The 18,166-nt window shown below is 67.6% G+C and carries 20 protein-coding genes and 2 pseudogenes; 14 read left to right on the top strand and 8 right to left on the bottom strand.

All coding sequences use genetic code 11. The features are described from left to right. Positions 1–9 precede the first annotated feature (9 nt). On the bottom strand, positions 10–645 hold the full coding sequence (locus ACW176_RS08145; protein WP_492111563.1) for a DUF2799 domain-containing protein: 636 nt from the start codon (positions 643–645) through the stop codon (positions 10–12). Positions 646–833: 188 nt separating this feature from the next. Then, on the bottom strand, positions 834–1,406 hold the full coding sequence (locus tag ACW176_RS08140) for a tryptophan-rich sensory protein (protein WP_492111562.1): 573 nt from the start codon (positions 1,404–1,406) through the stop codon (positions 834–836). 134 nt (positions 1,407–1,540) lie between these two features. Between ACW176_RS08140 and ACW176_RS08135 the strand changes: the two genes are divergently transcribed. Next, a complete protein-coding gene (locus tag ACW176_RS08135) occupies positions 1,541–2,047 on the top strand; it encodes a GNAT family N-acetyltransferase (RefSeq protein ID WP_492111561.1) in 507 nt (168 codons plus the stop codon). Between the two features lie 28 nt (positions 2,048–2,075). Here the strand turns inward: ACW176_RS08135 and ACW176_RS08130 are convergent, their stop codons facing one another. Further along, positions 2,076–2,531 (bottom strand): hypothetical protein, encoded by a 456-nt coding sequence (locus tag ACW176_RS08130; RefSeq protein WP_492111560.1) that lies wholly within the window; start codon positions 2,529–2,531, stop codon positions 2,076–2,078. A 125-nt stretch (positions 2,532–2,656) separates the two neighbouring features. Here ACW176_RS08130 and ACW176_RS08125 point away from each other — a divergent pair. Together ACW176_RS08125 and ACW176_RS08120 are read left to right on the top strand one after the other, a co-directional pair. Then, positions 2,657–3,421 (top strand): annotated as a pseudogene (locus tag ACW176_RS08125) (HAMP domain-containing protein); the annotation flags it as partial. A 423-nt stretch (positions 3,422–3,844) separates the two neighbouring features. After that, a pseudogene (locus ACW176_RS08120) lies at positions 3,845–4,477 on the top strand (methyl-accepting chemotaxis protein); the annotation flags it as partial. 4 nt (positions 4,478–4,481) lie between these two features. Here ACW176_RS08120 and bfr read toward each other — a convergent pair. Beyond that, the gene (gene bfr, locus ACW176_RS08115) at positions 4,482–4,964 is read right to left on the bottom strand and encodes a bacterioferritin (protein ID WP_492111559.1); all 483 of its coding nucleotides are present in this window, start codon (positions 4,962–4,964) and stop codon (positions 4,482–4,484) included. Between the two features lie 118 nt (positions 4,965–5,082). Further along, a complete protein-coding gene (locus ACW176_RS08110; RefSeq protein ID WP_419253321.1) occupies positions 5,083–5,268 on the bottom strand; it encodes a (2Fe-2S)-binding protein in 186 nt (61 codons plus the stop codon). Between the two features lie 154 nt (positions 5,269–5,422). On the opposite strand from ACW176_RS08110, the gene thiE reads away from it, so the two are divergent. From thiE to ACW176_RS08070, 8 genes are all read left to right on the top strand, one after another. After that, a complete protein-coding gene (gene thiE, locus ACW176_RS08105) occupies positions 5,423–6,076 on the top strand; it encodes a thiamine phosphate synthase (RefSeq protein WP_492111558.1) in 654 nt (217 codons plus the stop codon). Between the two features lie 70 nt (positions 6,077–6,146). After that, on the top strand, positions 6,147–6,557 hold the full coding sequence (locus ACW176_RS08100) for a hypothetical protein (RefSeq protein ID WP_492111557.1): 411 nt from the start codon (positions 6,147–6,149) through the stop codon (positions 6,555–6,557). A 302-nt stretch (positions 6,558–6,859) separates the two neighbouring features. Continuing rightward, positions 6,860–7,654 carry an inositol monophosphatase family protein gene (locus ACW176_RS08095; protein WP_419319880.1) on the top strand — a complete coding sequence of 265 codons (795 nt, stop codon included), beginning with the start codon at positions 6,860–6,862 and terminating at the stop codon, positions 7,652–7,654. 171 nt (positions 7,655–7,825) lie between these two features. Then, positions 7,826–8,893 carry a glycerophosphodiester phosphodiesterase gene (locus ACW176_RS08090; protein ID WP_492111556.1) on the top strand — a complete coding sequence of 356 codons (1,068 nt, stop codon included), beginning with the start codon at positions 7,826–7,828 and terminating at the stop codon, positions 8,891–8,893. Positions 8,894–8,946: 53 nt separating this feature from the next. Then, on the top strand, positions 8,947–10,245 hold the full coding sequence (locus ACW176_RS08085; protein ID WP_492111555.1) for a hypothetical protein: 1,299 nt from the start codon (positions 8,947–8,949) through the stop codon (positions 10,243–10,245). Between the two features lie 114 nt (positions 10,246–10,359). Beyond that, the gene (locus tag ACW176_RS08080) at positions 10,360–11,496 is read left to right on the top strand and encodes a helix-turn-helix domain-containing protein (protein WP_492111554.1); all 1,137 of its coding nucleotides are present in this window, start codon (positions 10,360–10,362) and stop codon (positions 11,494–11,496) included. A 125-nt stretch (positions 11,497–11,621) separates the two neighbouring features. Continuing rightward, positions 11,622–12,455 carry a MipA/OmpV family protein gene (locus ACW176_RS08075; RefSeq protein WP_492111553.1) on the top strand — a complete coding sequence of 278 codons (834 nt, stop codon included), beginning with the start codon at positions 11,622–11,624 and terminating at the stop codon, positions 12,453–12,455. Between the two features lie 2 nt (positions 12,456–12,457). After that, positions 12,458–13,213 carry a CPBP family glutamic-type intramembrane protease gene (locus tag ACW176_RS08070; RefSeq protein ID WP_492111552.1) on the top strand — a complete coding sequence of 252 codons (756 nt, stop codon included), beginning with the start codon at positions 12,458–12,460 and terminating at the stop codon, positions 13,211–13,213. Positions 13,214–13,274: 61 nt separating this feature from the next. Here ACW176_RS08070 and ACW176_RS08065 read toward each other — a convergent pair whose 3' ends face one another. Then, positions 13,275–15,128 carry an ABC transporter transmembrane domain-containing protein gene (locus ACW176_RS08065; protein ID WP_419319873.1) on the bottom strand — a complete coding sequence of 618 codons (1,854 nt, stop codon included), beginning with the start codon at positions 15,126–15,128 and terminating at the stop codon, positions 13,275–13,277. Positions 15,129–15,238: 110 nt separating this feature from the next. Here ACW176_RS08065 and rpmE point away from each other — a divergent pair, with 110 nt between their 5' ends. After that, complete coding sequence (gene rpmE / locus ACW176_RS08060) at positions 15,239–15,463, top strand: 50S ribosomal protein L31 (RefSeq protein WP_419253331.1); 225 nt, start codon at positions 15,239–15,241, stop codon at positions 15,461–15,463. A gap of 138 nt (positions 15,464–15,601) precedes the next feature. On the opposite strand, the gene rcdA is transcribed toward rpmE, so the two are convergent. Both rcdA and ACW176_RS08050 read right to left on the bottom strand, forming a co-directional pair. Then, positions 15,602–16,114 (bottom strand): protease adaptor protein RcdA, encoded by a 513-nt coding sequence (gene rcdA, locus ACW176_RS08055; protein WP_419319871.1) that lies wholly within the window; start codon positions 16,112–16,114, stop codon positions 15,602–15,604. A 173-nt stretch (positions 16,115–16,287) separates the two neighbouring features. Then, positions 16,288–16,494 (bottom strand): DUF1192 domain-containing protein, encoded by a 207-nt coding sequence (locus ACW176_RS08050; RefSeq protein ID WP_419319870.1) that lies wholly within the window; start codon positions 16,492–16,494, stop codon positions 16,288–16,290. A 90-nt stretch (positions 16,495–16,584) separates the two neighbouring features. On the opposite strand from ACW176_RS08050, the gene ACW176_RS08045 reads away from it, so the two are divergent. Together ACW176_RS08045 and ACW176_RS08040 are read left to right on the top strand one after the other, a co-directional pair. Then, positions 16,585–17,559 (top strand): NAD(P)H-quinone oxidoreductase, encoded by a 975-nt coding sequence (locus ACW176_RS08045; RefSeq protein ID WP_492111551.1) that lies wholly within the window; start codon positions 16,585–16,587, stop codon positions 17,557–17,559. Positions 17,560–17,763: 204 nt separating this feature from the next. Further along, positions 17,764–18,153, top strand: a complete 390-nt coding sequence (locus ACW176_RS08040) for a response regulator (protein WP_492111550.1) — start codon at positions 17,764–17,766, stop codon at positions 18,151–18,153. Positions 18,154–18,166 lie beyond the last annotated feature (13 nt).

Raw genomic sequence — 18,166 nt, 5'->3', positions numbered from 1 at the left:
CCGGACCCGTTACCAGCCGCCGTAGATCGGCCTGAACTGGTATTCCAGGTTGCTGACCTCGCGCTCGGCGTCACGCGTGGCCCAGTCGGCGCGGCGGCCGTCCTCGATGGCGGCGCGGCGCTCGCTGCGAAGGCGGTTCAGCCGGTCGCGAAGTTCACGCTTCTGCTCGTCGTTGAGCACGGGATTGCGCAGTTCATCCTCGACGCCGCGCGCTTCGCGATCGCGCTTTTCGGCGCGCCGGTCGGCGCTTTCGCGATCGGACCGCGCCTGGCTCAGTCGCGCGGCCGCCGCATGAACCAGCTGGCCGTCGGCATAGGCCGGCAGGAAGCGGCCTGCGGCGGGTTCGGGACAGACCCCGGCATAGCTATGGCCCAGGCGGCCCTCGCGAAAGCCGCGATCCGGCGTGCAATAGAGTCTCAGGCCCTGGGCGCGAGCGGCGAAATAGGGCGCGGGATCGGGCGCAACGCCGGTCTTGGCGCAGGCCTTGGCGTGCTCGTCCAGCCGGCTTTGCGGATGGCCAGCCTCGCCGTCCTTGAAGCCGATGCCGGCCCAGTCGCCCTGCAGGCAGGCCTCCTCGCTGATCGTCGCGCAACTGGCCAGAAGCAGGCCACCCGCCAGGAGCGGAAACAACAAGAACGGACGCATGTCAGAAACTCCCCAAGTCGGTGTCCCGGAGATAAAGCTTCACCACATGAATGGTCAATGAACCGGGCCCCGCCCGCTTGGAACCGCATTCGCCCCGATAGCCTCATCGAGGTAAGTACGGCCCCGAAATCGGAAATTTGGAGCACTTTTCCGTCCGATAACCACCCAAATACTTATCGGAAATAACCCTAGTGCAGGGTCGGCCCCTGCGGCCGCCGCCACAGCTGGGCGGTCAGGGCGTTGGCGACGCCCAGCCAGCCCAGATCCGGCGCCGTACCGCCGCCGACCTTGCGGGCCTCGATCGCGTAGGCCGTGGAGGCCGCCAGCGACGCGGTCGCCGCCGTAACCTGCCCGCCCAGGCGCTTGGCGCCCAAACCCAGCCACAGGGCGTTGAAGCCCTGGGTCAGGCTCCACAGGGTCAGGGCCCGCGTGCGCGCCGGACTGGCCGGCGCGTTCCAGGTACGCAGGCCCGACAGGGTCATGGCGATGAACAGCGGCGGCAGGAGCAGGCTGGTCAGCGGCTTGGGCTGATGGGCGACCGGCTCGTGCATCTCGGCGAACTCGACCGCATACATCGCGTCATCCAGCACGGTCTCGTGCCGACGGCCCATGGCCAGGGCCGCCAGGATGGCGCCGCCGGCCAGCAGGGCTCCCAGCGCGATCTGGGCGGCGGGATGATTTTCCTCGCGGGCCTCGACCTCAAAGGCCTCGCGGCCCGCGCGGGCGTGCGTCCGGTGGTGTCTGCCGTTCAGGATGCTCATGCCCGGACTCCTCGCTAAACTGGCTGTCTAACCGATCGGGACAGGCTTGGTTCCCGCCCTGGCCTCGACAACCCTATGATGGGTGCGTTTTGGGCCCGGCGCCAGCGTCGAGGTCGCCAGAATGAGCAGGAATCATGACGCCGACGCTGCGCGACGCCCGCCCCGAAGACATTGAAACCGTGCGCGCCATCGAGCGGGCCTCGGCCCAGCGGTTCATCGGACTGATGGACGCCCTGGCCGCCGACGAGCCCTCATCGCCCGAGGTCCTGGCGGCGCGCATCGCTGCGGGGGGCCTGCTGGTCGCCACCGACGCTGATGCGCCCATCGCCTTCGTGATGTTCCGGCCGGTCGAGGACGGGCTCTATATCGAGCAGATCGACGTCCTGCCCGCCTTCGCCGGCCAGAGGATCGGCGCGCGGCTTCTGGACGCCGCCGCCGATGCGGCCCGGACGCGCGGGCTAGGCGCCCTGACCCTGTCGACTTTCCGCGAGGTGCCCTGGAACGCGCCCTGGTATCGTCGGCTGGGCTTCATCGATATCGCCGACGCCGCCCTGACGCCCGGCCTGCTGGAAATCCGCCGGGCGCATCTGGAGCGCGGGCTGGACGAGGACGCGCGGACCTTCATGCGGCGCCCCGTATGATTGGCGGTGTCTGATTGGGGGTCCCTGATCAGCGGTTGGCCGGCGTGCGCGTCAGGCCGTCGATCAGGGCCTCCATGGCGCCCAGATTGAGCAGTCCCGCCTGGCGGATCTCGTCGCGGGCCAGAATCTCCGAGGTGACAATCACCCCGCCCGACGCGGTGCGCTGCGCAAAACCCGTGCTGGCCAGTTTCACCACATGGCGCCGGGTGGTCTCCACGGGGATGCCCAGCGATCGGGCCAGGGCCGAGATGCTCACCGGCCGGCGCATCTCGTCGGGAAAGAACTCTCCCGAGACCAGTTCGACATAATCGGCCTGCTCGCGCAGGTGCTCGGTGCCAGCCTGGGCGGCGGCGATGAACACCAGGGCCCGGTCCATGTCGCCGTCGAAAAGATCGGTAAAAACCCGAATCATCCGCAGGGCATAGTCCGCGCCCAGGCTCAGATGGTGACGGTTCACGAACGGCGTCTTTTTACGTTTCATCATCAGGCGAAGAGCCGCTTTTGTTCATCATCAATGCAAGAAGTTTACTCAATTTGAGCAGCGAATTTCGCATATTAAGGCGTTGTTTATTCTGCAGGTAGCACGAACGCGCTTAGTTGGTGGGGACTATGGCAATGCGACTGCGGCTGTCTGGGGCGATGAATCTGTTTGGCGCAAGCCTTGCGGGGGGTCTTCTGATTCTGGCGGCCGTTTCATGGTTCGCGATCGAGACGGTGAGTATCGGGGGGCCACTCTACGACAAGATCGTGGCGGGAAAGGACCTGACCGCCGACATCCTGCCGCCGCCGCTGTACGTCATTGACGGCTACCTCGACGCCAAGCTGACCTTTGCCGCCGGCGGCTCGGCCGATCTCAAGGAGGCGGCCGAGGAACTGGCCAAGCATCGCGCCGAATACGACACCCGCCTGGCCTACTGGCGCGCCCTTGATTTTGACCCGCAGGTAAAGGCGGTTCTGATGGGCGAGTCCAATGACAAGGCCCAGATCGTCTGGACGTCGGCGGACGCCATGCTCAAGGCCATGTCGAGCGGCGACACCGCAGGCGCCGCCGCCCAGGAGGCGCAACTGACCGCAGCCTTCGACGCCCATCGCGCGGCCATCGAACAGATCGTTCCGATGATCGCCGCCGACAATGCCCGCATCGAGGCCGAAGCTCACGCCAAGCAGATCGAGGAACTGGCCCTGATGGGCGCGCTCTGCGTGCTGATGGGCGCGATCATCACGGGCGGCGTCTGGGCCATGGGCCGCGGCGTGGTGCGTCCGGTGCAGGCCATCACCCGCTATATGGGCGAACTGGCGGCGGGCGACTACGAACGCGCCGTGCCCTTCGCCGGCCGTCACGACGAGTTGGGCGACATGGCCAAGTCCGTGGCGGTGTTCCGCGAAGGCGTTCTGGAGCGCCGGGCGCTACGCCAGGAGCAGGATGAGGAACGCCGGACCGCCGAGAGCGACCGCCGCTCGAATGAGGACCAGCGCATCGCCGCCGAGCAGAAGCGCGACAGCGCCATGCACAGCCTGGCCCAGGGCCTGGACCATCTGTCGGCGGGCGACGTCGCCTACCGACTGGAGACGGCCTTCGCGCCGGAATATGAGCGCCTGCGCAACGACTTCAACGCCGCCGCCGAGAAGCTGACCCAGACGCTGAGCCAGATCCGCCAGTGCTCGGGCGGCGTGGGATCGGGCGCGGCCGAGATCGCCCAGGCGGCCGATGACCTGTCGCACCGCACCGAGCAGCAGGCCGCCAGCCTGGAAGAGACCGCCGCCGCTCTGGACCAGATCACCTCGACCGTGCGCCAGACCGCCGACGGCGCCCGCAAGGCGGACCTGATCGTCGCCGACACCCGTCGCCAGGCCCAGGCCACTGAACAGGCCGTCGGGGCCGCGGTCCACGCGGTGGGCGAGATCCAGACCTCCTCCAACCAGATCAGCCAGATCGTCGGCGTCATCGACGAGATTGCCTTCCAGACCAACCTCCTGGCCCTGAACGCAGGGGTCGAGGCGGCGCGGGCCGGTGAAGCCGGTCGCGGCTTCGCGGTCGTGGCCCAGGAAGTGCGGGCTCTCGCCCAGCGCTCCGCTGACGCCGCCAAACAAATCAAGGTCCTGATCGGCACGGCCTCGACCAAGGTCAGCGAAGGCGTGGGCCTGGTCGGCCAGACCGGCACGGCCCTGGGCGACATCCTGGAGCGCGTGGGCCAGATCGCCGCCCTGGTGGCCGAGATCTCGGCCTCGTCGCAGGAACAGTCGACCGGCCTGAACCAGGTCAATACGGCCATCAACCAGATGGATCAGATGACCCAGCAGAACGCCGCCATGGTCGAGCAGACGACGGCGGCGGCGCATTCTCTGCGCAACGAGTCGGGACGTTTGGCCCAACTGGTGGGCCAGTTCAACCTGGAGCCGGCGACGCGCAACAGGCGCGCCGCCGCCTGAAAGGTCAGCCGGCCGGCAGTTCGCCCATGGCGCTCTGCAGATAGTTCTGCTCGCCGATCGACTTGACCAGGCCCAGCTGCATTTCGAGGAAGTCGATGTGCTCCTCGGTGTCGCTGAGGATCTCGCGCAGCAGCTCGCGGCTGACATAGTCGCGGACCTGCTCGCACTGGATGATGCCGGGGATCAGGGTCTCGCGGCCGCCGACCTCGACGGCCAGGTCCGAGGTCAGGCACTCGGGCACGGTCTCGCCGATCTTCAGCTTGTGCAGGTCCTGCAGGTTGGGCAGGCCTTCCAGAAACAGGATACGATTGATCAGCTTGTCGGCGTGCTTCATCTCGCCGATCGACTCATCATAGGTGATCTTGCCCAGGCGCTTGAAGCCCCAGTTGTCGTACATCCGCGCGTGCAGGAAATACTGGTTCACGGCGGTCAGTTCGTTGGTGAGCACCGCGTTGAGCAGGCGGATGATACCGGGATCGCCTTGCATGGCGGGTCTCCTTGAAGTGCGAGTCACGGCGACCGTGCGGCAAGGCGCAACAGGCTTCAACCGCAATGTCTGCAAGTGTTTCGCGCTTTCACGGAAATCGTGGCGCGGCGGGCCAAACCTATTCGGCGGCGTAGGCCAGGGCCTGACGGCTGTCTTCGATCATCTGGCGCATCTCGCACACGCACTTGGCGCACTGGGCCTGGCAGCCCTTGTGGCGAAAGATCTCGGCCGGGCGGCTGGCGCCCGCGTCGATGGCGGCGCGCACTTCGCGCTCGCGGATGCCGTTACAGTTGCAAACGTACACGGAAGCAACGCCCTTGCCGAATGAGTGTCATTCTCATGTAGCGAAGGATGCGGCCTTTTGCAACTGACTCTCACTATGGTTCGCAGCGGGCGAGGTCGTGACCCTTTAGGCTGACGACTTGGGCGCGGGCGCGAATTGGCGTAATTCCCGCGTCATGACCCTCGATTGCCGCCTCTATCTGATCACCCCGCCGGCCCTGAGCGACCTGGGCGCCTTCGGCCTTGAGCTGAAGAAGGCCCTGGACGGCGGCGACGTGGCCGCGCTGCAGATCCGGCTGAAGGACGTCTCTGACGCCGCGATCGCGCAGGCCGTGGCGGTCCTCGCGCCGATCGCCCGCGCCCAGGGCGTGGCGGTGATCCTCAATGACCGGCCAGACCTCGCCGCCAGCCTCGACTGCGACGGCGTGCATGTGGGCCAGGGCGACACCCCCTACGCCGCCGCCCGCAAGCTGATGGGCAAGGACCGCATGGTCGGGGTCACCTGCCATGACAGCCGCCACCTGGCCATGGAGGCCGCCGAGGCCGGGGCCGACTATGTGGCCTTCGGGGCCTTCTTTCCGACCACGACGAAAGACGCCCCGACCACCGCCGATCCGGAAATCCTGTCGATCTGGCAGGAGGTGATGGAGACCCCCTCGGTGGCCATCGGCGGCATCACCGCAGACAACGCCGCCGGCCTGGCCACGGCGGGCGCCGACTTCCTGGCCGTCTCGGCCGGGGTCTGGGCCCATCCCCAGGGGCCGACCGCCGCCGTCGCTGCGCTGAACGCCGCGATCGCCGCAGGTCTGGCGGCCCGCAGCCTCGTCTAACGACGTTATTGCGGGGCAGACCAGACAGGCCTAGCCTCTCCGTTAACCATAGGTTCCGGGGGGGAACGCGATGAATAAGCGACTCGTATTGTGCGTGGTGAGCCTGGCGGCTCTGTCTGCGGCGACCTACGCCCTGGCCGAAAACTGGAAGCCCTCGCCCGGCGAGGCCAAGACCTTCTATGACGAGGACTTTATGCGGGTGGACGCCAAGTCCGGCATGGTCCTGGTCCGCATCGCCGAGGGCAAGCCCAACGGTCCCTACAGGAACTGGCCGGCCAGCAAGGGACCGATCATCATGTTCGCCCTGGACTGCGCGACCGACAAGTGGATCGACCTGGGCATGGATTTCGTCGGGGACATGGGCCTGACCAAGGGCTGGCGGAACGGCGAAAAGATCGACGACGCCAAGGCCGCCGCCGGCAGCGCCGGCAAGCTGGCCTGCGAAGCCCGCGACAGCCTGCCCAAGGTTGATCTGCCCTAGGCAGGGCAGATGCTCCCCCTCAGGGGAAGCTGTCGCGGAGCGACTGAGGGGCCGTCGCGGCATCCGCCCAGCTAGCCCCCTCCGGCCCTCTGAACCACCTCCCCCGGAGGAGGAGGATCCTTGCGGCCGCGCCATGGCGGCCCGAAAAATTGCCCCGCCTTGCTTTCGCGCGCGTCCGCGACTAGGTTCCGCGCCCAATTTCCCGATCTTTCTAACCGCCGCTCGCATATCCCCCGCCGTCTGCTCCCTTTTCAACAAAGAGGGGGGACGCTGCGCAGGGGGACCTATGAGGAAAACCCGCCTTGGCCACTCCCTCCGCCCTTCTGAACGTGATGATCGACGCTGCCCGCAAAGCGGCGCGTGGCCTGGCTCGCGATTTCGGTGAAGTCGCCGAGCTGCAGGTTTCCAAGAAGGGCGCGGCCGACTTCGTCACCAATGCCGACCTCAAGGCCGAGCAGACCATCTTCGAACTGCTGGAAAAGGCCCGCCCCGGCTACAGCTTCCTGGGTGAAGAGCGCGGCCTGATCGAGGGCACCGACAAGACCCACACCTGGATCGTCGACCCGCTGGACGGCACCACCAACTTCCTGCACGCCATCCCGCACTTCGCGGTCAATATCGCCCTGCAGCGCGAGGGCGAGGTGGTGGCCGGCGTCACCTACAACCCCATCACCCACGACCTGTTCTGGGTCGAAAAGGGCAAGGGCGCCTTCCTGGGCGCCGAAAAGCGCCTGCGCGTCGCCGCCCGCCGCCATCTGGACGAGGCCGTGCTGGCCACCGGCGTGCCCTTCCTGGGCAAGCCCGGCCATGCCCAGTTCCTGAAGGAACTGCACCAGATCAGCCAGAAGGTCGCCGGCGTCCGCCGCTTCGGCGCCGCTTCGCTGGACCTGGCCTGGGTCGCGGCCGGTCGTTTCGACGGCTATTGGGAGCGCAATCTGGGCGCCTGGGACGTCTCGGCCGGCGTGCTGATGGTCGCCGAAGCCGGCGGCAAGGTCTCGACCATCGAGGAGCACGGCAACCCGGCCGAAGGGGCCTCGATCCTGGCCTGTAACCAGGAACTGCACCCGCTGGTGCTGGAGAAGCTGCGCCTGGCCTAGAGAACGCCAGACTCGCCCCCACCGGGCTGCTGCGCAGCCGTCCGCCCCCAAGGGGGGCGCATGATCTCGTCTTCCCCCTCCCGGGGGAGGAGGGCCGCAGGCCCGGAGGCCCGGAGGGGGCCAGTGTTCACCCCTAGCCAAAGTGTCATGATGCAGCGCTAAATCGCCGCCATGACCCTGCTGACCCGTCGCGCCCTGACCACCGCCGCCCTCGCCGGCACCTTCCTGCCCGGCCTGGCCCGCGCCCAGGGCAAGAAGCCCCTCGTCATCGCCCACCGGGGCGCCTCGGGCCTGCGGCCCGAGCACACGGCCCTGGCCTATGAGCTGGGGATCGAGCAGGGCTGCGACTTCATCGAGCCCGATCTGGTCCCCACCAAGGACGGCCATCTGGTGGCCCGCCACGAGAACGAGATCGGCGGCACGACCGATATCGCCGGCCGTCCCGAATTCGCCGCCCGCAAGGCGACCAAGACCATCGACGGCGAGAGCATCACCGGCTGGTTCACCGAAGACTTCACCCTGGCCGAGCTCAAGACCCTGCGAGCCCGCGAGCGCCTGCCGCAGATGCGCCCGGCCAGCGCCACGTTTGACGGTCAGGCCCAGATCCTGACCTTCGACGAGGTGGTCGCGATCGCCCGGGCCGCCAGCAAGCGCACCGGCCGCGTCATCGGCGTCTATCCCGAGATGAAGCACCCCAGCTATTTCGCCTCGATCGGCCTGCCGGTCGAAGGCCGGATGCTGGACGCCCTGAAGCGCAATGACCTCAACTCGGCCGACGCTCCGGTGTTCGTGCAGTGTTTCGAGGTCACCCCCCTGAAGACCTTGCGCCCCCAGACCCGGGCCAGGCTGGTGCTGCTGGCTGACGCCGAGGGCGGCCCGCCCGACCTGCCGGGCGTCAAATACGCCGACCTGCTGACCGCAGAGGGCCTGAAGGGCGTGGCGGCCTATGCCGATGGCCTGGGGCCGCAGCAGTCGCTGGTCGTGCCCCGCAGCGACATCCTGCTGCCCGCCACCAACCTGGTCAGGGACGCCCACACCGCCGGCCTGCAGGTGCACCCGTGGACCGTGCGGGCCGAGAACTACTTCCTGCCCACGTCCCTGCGCCGGGGCGACGCCGCGCGTCCAGACCATCTGGCCCAGCATGGCGATGTGGAGCCGCTGCTCAAGGCCCTCTACGCGGCCGGCGTCGACGGCGTGTTCAGCGACTTCCCCGGCCTGGCGGTCGCGGCGCGCGCTTGACCCTCTGACGCTCGCGGGTGCAGCCTGAGCGCCCTGTCGCGTTGAGGCTTTGCATGAACACCCGTCTGGCCGTCCTGGCCGCCGCCCTGCTGCTGGGCGCTTCGGCGCCCGTCCTCGCCGCATCAGCGGGAGGGCCGAAGCTGGACGCCATCGCCCGCGACTTCGTGGCCCTGACGCTGGAGGCCGGCGAGCGCGAGCCTGGCTATGTCGACGCCTATTACGGCCCCAAGGCCTGGGCTGACGCCGCCAAGGCCCATCCCCGCGCCGTGCCGGCCCTGAAGGCCGAGGCCCTCCGCCTGACCGCCGCGACGCGGGCCGTCGACGACGCCGCCCTCACCCCCGACGAGCGCCGCCGCAAGGCGTTCATGCTGGGTCAGCTGAAGGCGGCCGAAACCCGCCTGGCCATGCTGGAGGGCCAAAAGTTCAGCTTCCAGGACGAGGCCGAGGGCCTGTTCGGCGTGCGTCCGCCGCTGAAGCCGCTTGCGAGCTTCGACCCGATCCTGGCCCGGCTCGACAAACTGGTCCCCGGCGAGGGCGATCTCGCCGCCCGCATCGACGCCTTCCAGAACCAATACGTGATCCCGGCCGACAAACTCGATGCGGTCATGAAGGCCGGCATCGCCGCCTGCAAGGCGCGCACCGAGGCGCACATCGCCCTGCCCAAGGGTGAGAAGTTCGACCTGGCCTTCGTCACCGGCAAGCCGTGGAGCGGCTACAACTGGTACAAGGGCGGCGCCCACAGCCTGATCGAGATCAACACCGACCTACCCGTCGCCATCAGCCGCGCCGTCGACCTGGGCTGCCACGAGGGCTATCCGGGCCACCACGTGCTGAACGCCCAGATGGAAGAGAAGCTGACCAAGGGCAATGGCTGGGTCGAGTTCTCGGTCTACCCGCTGTACTCGCCCCAATCCCTGATTGCCGAGGGCTCGGCCAATTACGGCATCAGCCTGGCCTTCCCGGGCGCGGAAAAGGTCAAGTTCGAGCGCGAAAAGCTCTATCCGCTGGCGGGCCTGGATCCGGCCAGCGCCGACGCCTACGACGCCCTGATGACCGCCAAGGCCGATCTGGCCAGCAGCGAAAACACCATCGCCGACGCCTATCTGTCGGGTCGCATGGATAAACCCACCGCCATCGCGGCCCTGGCCAAGTACGGCCTCAGCTCCGTCGCCCGGGCCGAAAAGCGCCTGAGCTTCATCGAGACCTATCGCTCCTACGTGATCAACTACAATCTCGGCCAGGACATGGTCCGGGCGCATGTCGAGCAGGCGGGAGCCAGCCAGGACGCGCGCTGGAAGGCGATGGAGGCCGTGATCAGCGAGCCGACAACGCCGGCGGATCTGGCGAGGTAAGCGACCCCTCTCCCCTTTGCCGGAAGCGAGACCTTAGCGCCCGCAATTGCGCCAACCCGCGTTACACGACACTCTCCGCGCCGCTTTCAACGGGTCGCTAGGGTGATCGACGCAATGGCCTACACCCTGGTGCTGATCCTGTCCTCGGCGGCGACCGGGATCGGGCTGTTCGCGGCCGCCCAACTGGGCGTGCGACACGACTGGCGAACCGCGCCTGCGACGGCGCTGGGCGTGTTTCTGCTGCTGAGCGCGCTTTCCGGGCTGGACCTGCTGTTCGACCGGACCGGCGTCTATGCCGCCTCGCCCTGGATGACCGGGATTCTCTGGTCGACCTCGCTGTTCCTGGGCCCGTCGATCCTGGCCTATGTGGTGGCGATGACGGGCGACCCCGGCCAGGGCTGGACCTGGCCCAGGGTGGCGCGCATCGCCTGGCCGGCGGGCGTCGCCGTCGTGCTGGCGTCGCCCTTCTTCCTGCTGCCGGCCCAGACCCGGCTGGCGGTCTATACCGGGGCGGGCGCCGAGCTGGACGCGCGGATCGGCCTGTTCCAGCTGGCCTTCGTCGCCCTGTTTCTGGGCCTGACCCTGGGCTATCTGGCCGCCGCTTTCTGGGTGCTGAGCCGACATGTCCGCCGGGTGCGCGACCTGTTCTCCAACATTGAGGACCGGACCCTGAGCTGGCTTCGCGCCCTTTTGCTGGTGATGCTGGCGGCCTGGATCTGGGGCGCGGTGAAATCGGGGCTGAGCACCGGCCTCGCCCAATCGCCCTGGCTGGAGGTCGGCGCGGCGGCGGTCGAATTGGGCTGGATCGCCGCCATCGGCCTGTTTGGCCTGTCGCAGAAGCCGATCTTCACCCTGGGCGCCGAAACGCCCCAGGCCCTGCCCACCGCCGGAAAGTATGCCCGCTCGGCCTTGCCCGAAACGCGTCAGGTCGAGATTGCCGCCCGGCTGGAACAGGCGATGCGCGCCGACGCGCTGTATCGCGATCCCCTGCTCTCGCTGAGCACCCTGGCCAACCGGATCGCGGTAACGCCCAACCACCTGTCCCAGGCCCTGAACGATCATCTGAACCAGAGCTTCTTCGACTATGTGAACCGGTGGCGCGTCGAGGAGGCCATCGCGCGAATCCGCTCCGGCGACGAGCCGATCCTGATGATCGCCTATGACGTGGGCTTCAATTCCCGCTCCACCTTCAACGCGGCGGTGAAGAAGCATTCCGGCCGGCCGCCCAGCGCTTTCCGACCCGAGAGCTGAGCGCCTGACGTCCGGGCCTGCCCGTCCGGACGCGTCGCCGATCCGACCCTACCCGTCCGGACGACGCCCGCCGTCGCCTCGATCACGGTGCTGACTGTCCCGCCTCACGGCTCAAGAGAACAGTCATGATCTATCGTTCAAACGGCCTGCGCGCCGCCCTCTCCATCTTCACCTTCGCCTCAGGCGCGGTGGCTTTTAGCGCCATCGCGATCGGCGCCCTGGCGTTCGGTACGGCCGCCCACGCCCAGTCCGACGAACCCGACCACCTGCTGCTGCTGGGCGCCGGGGCCTATGTAACCTCAAACCCCTATGAGAGCGCCCGCGAGGACGTCGAGACCGGCCTGCTGCCTCTGTTCGTCTACCAGAACCGCTATCTGACGGCCGACCTGTCTGGCCTGGCGGTCACGGCCTTTGATACCGGCCACGTCAAGCTGGAGGGGCGGATCGCGCCGCGCCTGCAACTGGTCGATCCCAAGGACACCAAGGATTTCGCCTTTCTGCAGCGCGACTTCGGCGTCGACGCCGGCGCCCGCCTGAGCGGAACCGCCGGCCCGGCGACCCTGAGCGTCGAATATCTGATAGACGCCTCGGGCGAGACCGACGGACAGGAGCTCAATCTGGACCTGACGGTGGGGTTCGAGCCGATCGAGCGGCTGTCGGTCGAGGTGGCCGCTGGCCTGTCGTGGAAAGACGAGGCGCTGGCCACGTGGCTGTACGGCCTGAGCGTGAAAGAGGTCGGGGCGGCAAGGGCCTATGAATTTGGCCGTTCGCCTCGGGCGCCGTCAGGCGGCGCCATCATCCCGTCGCTGGGTGTCCAGTTGCGATACCAGCTCAGCGAGCGGGTTTATCTGATCGCGGCGGCCGAGGTCGAAAGCTACAGCAACGACATCACCGACAGCCCGCTGATGGCCAAGAGCCGCGCCGGCGCCGGGTTCATCAGCCTCGTGCGGCGGTTCTAGGAATGGACGGGCCTCTCCTGCGGCGCTCGGCGACGATCCTGCTGATCTGGGCGGCCGCCACCGGGCCGATGGCGGTGCTGGCCTGGGTCCTCGCGCCAAGGCTGATGACGCCGGGCGATCCCCTGTCGGGCCTCGTTTTCTGGCGGATGATCGTGATCGGCATGGCCTGGCAGCTGGTGCTGTCGCTGATCGTCCTGAAGTTGGAGGGCGTGCCGTTCCGGCTGGCCGACCTGCGCCAGCGCCTGTGGCTGACGATGCCGGTCTGGCGGCCGAGCGGGCGGCCCTTCGTTGCGGCGTTCTTCCTGGTTCCGGCCTTTGTCGCCATCGGCCTGTTCGGCGACGAGGCGGTCTCGACCTGGTTCCAGGGCACGCCCCTGGGCTGGCTGCTGGCCGAGGGCACGCCGGCCTTCGCCTTCATCGAGGCCCTGGCGACGCCAGAGGCGCGGGGACGCTGGGACATCCTGGCCCTGGCCGTCGTCTCCTGCCTGTTCAACTACGGGCTAGGCGAAGCGCTGCTGTTCCACGGGGTTCTATTGCCCCGCATGGAAAAGGCCTGGGGACGCTGGGCCTGGCTGGGCAATGGCCTGCTGTTCACCGCCTATCACGTGCACAAGTTCTGGCTGATGCCCGGGCTGGTGATCAGCTGCCTTTGCTACAGCCTGCCCGCCCAGGTGTTTCGCTCGAACTGGCTGGCCATCCTGATCCACGCCCTGGAGGGCGTGGCCCTGCTGGTCGCTGTCGCGGTCATCGTCCTGTAGCGACGAGCGCGTGACGCCGAAAGTGGAAGCCGGTTCCGGCGCCAGTCACGCTCTAGAGGCTCTAGGCCGCCTCCACTCCGAACTGCAGCTTCGCCAGCCGGGAATAGAGCCCGCCGCGGGCCGAAAGCTCGGCGTGGGTGCCCTGTTCGACCACCCGGCCGTCTTCCATGACCACGATGCGATCGGCCTTGAGCACCGTGGCCAGGCGGTGGGCGATGACCAGGGTGGTGCGGCCGCTCATGGCCTCATGTAGGGCCTGCTGGACCAGGCGCTCGTTTTCGGCGTCCAGGGCGCTGGTGGCCTCGTCGAGCAACAGGATGGGCGCCTGGCGGACCAGGGCGCGGGCGATGGCCAGGCGCTGGCGCTGGCCGCCCGACAGGGTCTTGGCGCGCTCGCCGACCGGGGTGTCGAAACCCTGCGGCAGGGCTTCCAGGAAGCCGGTGGCCTGGGCGGCGGCGGCGGCTTCGCGGGCTTGCGCCTCGGTGGCGTCCTCGCGGCCAAAGCGGATGTTGTCCAGCGCCGAGCCCGAGAACAGCGGCGAGTCCTGGGCCACCAGGGCCATGCGCTGACGCACCTCCACCGGGTCGGCGTCGCGCAGATCCACGCCATCGAGGCGGATGACGCCCTCCTGCGGGTCGTAGAAGCGCAGGAGCAGGCGCAGGACGGTGCTCTTGCCCGCCCCTGAGGGTCCGACCAGGGCGACGGTCTCACCGGGCCTGACGGTCAAATCAAAGCCTCGCAGGGCCGGCAGGTCGGGACGGCCGGGATAGGCGAAGGTGACATTGTCGAAGGCGACAGCGCCCGTGGCGGGAACCGGCAGGGTCCGGGGCTTCTCCGGCGCGGCGATGCCGGGCTGCGAGCTCAGCAGTTCGGCGATGCGCTCCATGGCTCCGGCGGCCTTCTGAACGTCGCCCCAGACCTCGCCCAGGGCGCCGATCGAGCCGGCGGCCATGATGGCCAGCAAGGCGAACTGGGCCAGGGTGCCGGGGGTCATCTCGCCCGACAGCACCAGATGCGCGCCCGACCACAGCAGCAGGGTGATGCCGCCAAAGGCCAGGACGATGACCACGGCGGTCATGCCGGCCCGGGCGGTGATGCGCCGCACCGAGGCCTGATAGGCCATCTCGACCGCCTCGCCGAAGCGGCTGTCCGAAGCCTTTTCGCGCCCGAAGGCCTGAACCGTGTCCAGCGCGTCCAGGCTCTCGCCGGCATAGCCCACAGCGTCGGCGAAGCGGTCCTGGGCCGTCACGGACAGCTTGCGCACCTTGCGACCCATCAGGAACATCGGGGCCAGGATCACCGGCACCATCAGCACGATGAAACCCGCCAGCTTGGGGCTGACCACGGCCATGTAGCCCAGGCCGCCCACCAGGCTGAGAATGTTGCGCACCGCCACCGAGGCCGAGGTGCCGACCAGCTGCTCGATGATGGTCACGTCGGTGGTCAGGCGCGACAAAACCTCGCCGGTGCGGGTTTTGAGGAAATAGGCCGGATCCAGGGTCAGGGTGTGGCCATAGAGCGCCCGGCGCAGGTCGGCGACGACCCGCTCGCCCAGCCGGGTGACGAAGAAGAACCGCAGCGAGGTGGCGACGGCCAGCACCAGGGCCACGACCCCCAGGCCGATGAAGGCGCCATTGACGGCCGAGGCTGCGCCGGTCGCAAACCCCTTGTCGATAACGGTCTTGAAGGCGGCGGTCAGGCCCAGGGTGGCGCTGGTGGAGAACAGCAGGAAGAAGCCCGCGGCCAGGGCGTCGCCGATGTGGCGGCGCACGAAGGGCAGCAGATGGGCCAGGGGACGGATGTCCTTGCGGCGGGGCCGCCGGGCGGCCGCCTCGGCCATGCCCTGAGCCAGTTCGGCGCCTGCGCCGGGGCGTCCCTCGACCGAAATATCCCCGCCGTGTACGTCGGTCATCAACTGTCCCTTGCCAAATTCGCGCGTGTTCTTTATAGCCGCGCCTCTTCGAGGGCCACCCGCAAGGGCGTCCGCTCACCAACTTTCACACCGCCAGTCGGTTGGACCGCCCGATGAAACAAGACATTCACCCCGACTATCACTTCATCACCGTCACCATGACCGATGGCACCACCTATCCGACCCGTTCGACCTACGGGAAAGAAGGCTCCGTGCTGGCGCTGGATATCGATCCGCGCGTTCACCCGGCCTGGACCGGCGGCAACGCCCACATGCTGGACCGTGGCGGCCGCGTCTCGCGTTTCAACGCCAAGTTCGCTGGCTTCACCAAGAAGTAAGCACGCTCGCCGCAAGGGCGACGAAAGGCCGGTCCCGCGCTCGCGGACCGGCTTTTTCTGTGTCTGGTGTTCAGGCGTCAAAAAAGCCCGCCATCTCGGTCGAGATGGCGGGCTTTTTGTTGCGCGGGATGGGGTGGATCAACTGCCCCCGAAAGCCGCCGTCAGGCGGTCGAACTGGGCCTGAACCGGGCGGGGCGCGTCTTCGAGAGCGATCTCGACATACATGCGCTTGTCCAGATGGCGCACGCGCTCGTACAGGCGCTCTGAGCGCTGCAGCAGGTTGACCAAGCCGTAGGGCAGTTCCTCGACCGCCGCGCCGACCACGGCGACTTCCTCGGCCAGGCGATAGCTTTCAGCGCAGGCGGCCTCGGGGGCCATCTCGCCTTCCTTGACCGCGCGCTGCACCAGCAGCCACGAGGCCACCTGCATCAGGCGGGTGGTCAGACGCATGCTTTCGGTGGCGTAGGCCAGGGCGGCGTTGCGCGAGAGGATCTTGCTATCATGCCGGCCCGCGCCGTCGAGATAGCCGGCCGTCTCCTCGACCAGCATCATGCCTTCCTCGAACGTGCGGTCAAACAGCTCCGATTTCGCGAAGTCCTGGATGACCCCCGCGCGCCAGGGTGTCGACGCGGATGCGTTCAGATCGGTCATAGGTACTCAATGCCCCTTCGAAAGGCCGCGAGAACGTCTCGCCTGGAGCGGGGACTGCAACCCCCGTGCCAACCGACGCCGTCCCGTTTCGCGACCTGCCCCCTTCGAACCTCGACGCATACGCAGCGAAGGCGGCTTGCCGCCTTTAGACATTGATTAGGGTAAATGAATCCCTAGTCGAGGCGACCAAACAGCGCATTGGCCGCGTCGCGCCCCGCGCGCTTCTTGTCCAGCTGGGCCTTTGTGCGGGTGATCTCGGCCTGGAGGGCGTCGATGCGCTCCTCCAGCTCGGCGACCCCATAGATTTCAAGGTCTTCGTGCGTCGTCTCATTCAGGGCGCGACCGCTGAAAGCGCGCGGCTCGACGGGTTCCTCGAACATCGACTGGCTCCCCAAGACTATGAACGTTCTTTTCGTTCGTTCATCTGACGCCTACCTAGGACGCAAGGCAAGCTTGAGGGATCAGAGACCATGTCGGATGCGATGACCGCGATCGCCATCGAAGGCGGCAAGGGGCCCGCCGATGCGCTGGTTCCCACCACGCTGGAGCGGCCCGTTCCGCGCGCCGGAGAGATCCTGATCAAGGTCGCGGCGGCCGGTGTCAATCGCCCCGACATCATCCAGCGCCTGGGCTATTACCCACCCCCGCCGGGCGCGCCGGTCACCCTGGGCCTGGAGGTCGCGGGCGAAGTCATGGTGGCGTCGGGCCGCTGGAAGGTCGGCGACAAGGTCTGCGCCCTGCTAGGCGGTGGCGGCTATGCGCAATATGCCGTGGTCGACGCCCGCCACGCCCTGCCCGTGCCCGACGGCTTTGACATGGTCCATGCGGCCGCCCTGCCCGAGACGGTTTTCACCGTTTACGCGAATGTGTTCGAGCATGGCGCGCTCAAGCCTGGCGAGACCCTGCTGGTCCATGGCGGAACGTCCGGAATCGGAACAACCGCCATCGCCATGGCCAAGGCGGCCGGGGCCCGGGTCATCGCGACCGGACGCGGGGCCGACAAGAAGGCCAAGGCCCTGGAGCTGGGCGCCGACATCGCCGTCGACACCAAGACCGAGGACTTCGCCGAAATCGCCCGCGAGGCCGGCGGCGTCGATGTGGTGCTCGACATGGTCGGGGCCAGCTATTTCGACAAGAACCTGCACGCCCTCAATGTCGGCGGCCGCATCGTCTATATCGCCGCCCTGGCCGGCCCGGTGCTGGACGTGCCGATCATGCAGATCATGCAGAAGCGCGCGACGATCACGGGCTCGACCCTGCGCCCCCGCTCGGCCGACGAAAAGGCTCGCCTGGCCGCTGAGATCGAACGCGTCGTCTGGCCGTGGATCGCGGCAGGCAAGCTGAAGCCGATCGTCGACGCGACCTTCCCGCTGGAGGCGGCGGGCAAGGCCCACGCACATCTTGAAGCTGGGGAGCATGTTGGGAAGGTTGTGCTGGTGGCCTAGAAAAGTCTTCTCAGGTTTACGGCCGGACACAAATAATAATTTCGCATGCGAAGCGGCGCCGCGATCGATGGTATGCGAAATGCCTCCGAATGAAATTGAATATTTCCTCGGCAAAAATTCTCGTCTGAAACGCCTCGAAATCGCCGACTAGCGTCGAAATCGAGGACAAGATTTAATCCTGCAGCCGGAATTTGTGTCGACCTGATGGCCATTATTCTTGTCGTCGAAGATGAAATGTTCATCCGTCAGGCGGCGGAATGGGCCATCGAGGATCTGGGACATCGGCCGCTGATGGCCGAGGACTTGGCCGGCGCGCTGAAACACCTGTCGGCGCCCGGCGGCATCGACATGCTGTTCGTCGACATCCGGCTCGGCGCCCTGCCCCTGGGCGGCTACGACATCGCCAACCAGGCCCTGCAACTCCGGCCGGGCCTGCGGGTTCTCTACACGTCCGGAAGTCCGCTTACGGCCGAGATGTCCGAGCAGTTCGTCGGCGGCGGCCAGTTCCTTCAGAAGCCCTATTCGCCAGAGCAGCTGGAAGCCTCGGTCGGCAAGCTGCTGAACCAGACCTATCCAGACTTCGTCGGCGCGTAAGACTCCCGCGCCA

The sequence above is a fragment of the Caulobacter sp. FV1ye13L genome (assembly GCF_058681155.1).
This window is presented reverse-complemented; position numbering and strand designations above follow the sequence as displayed.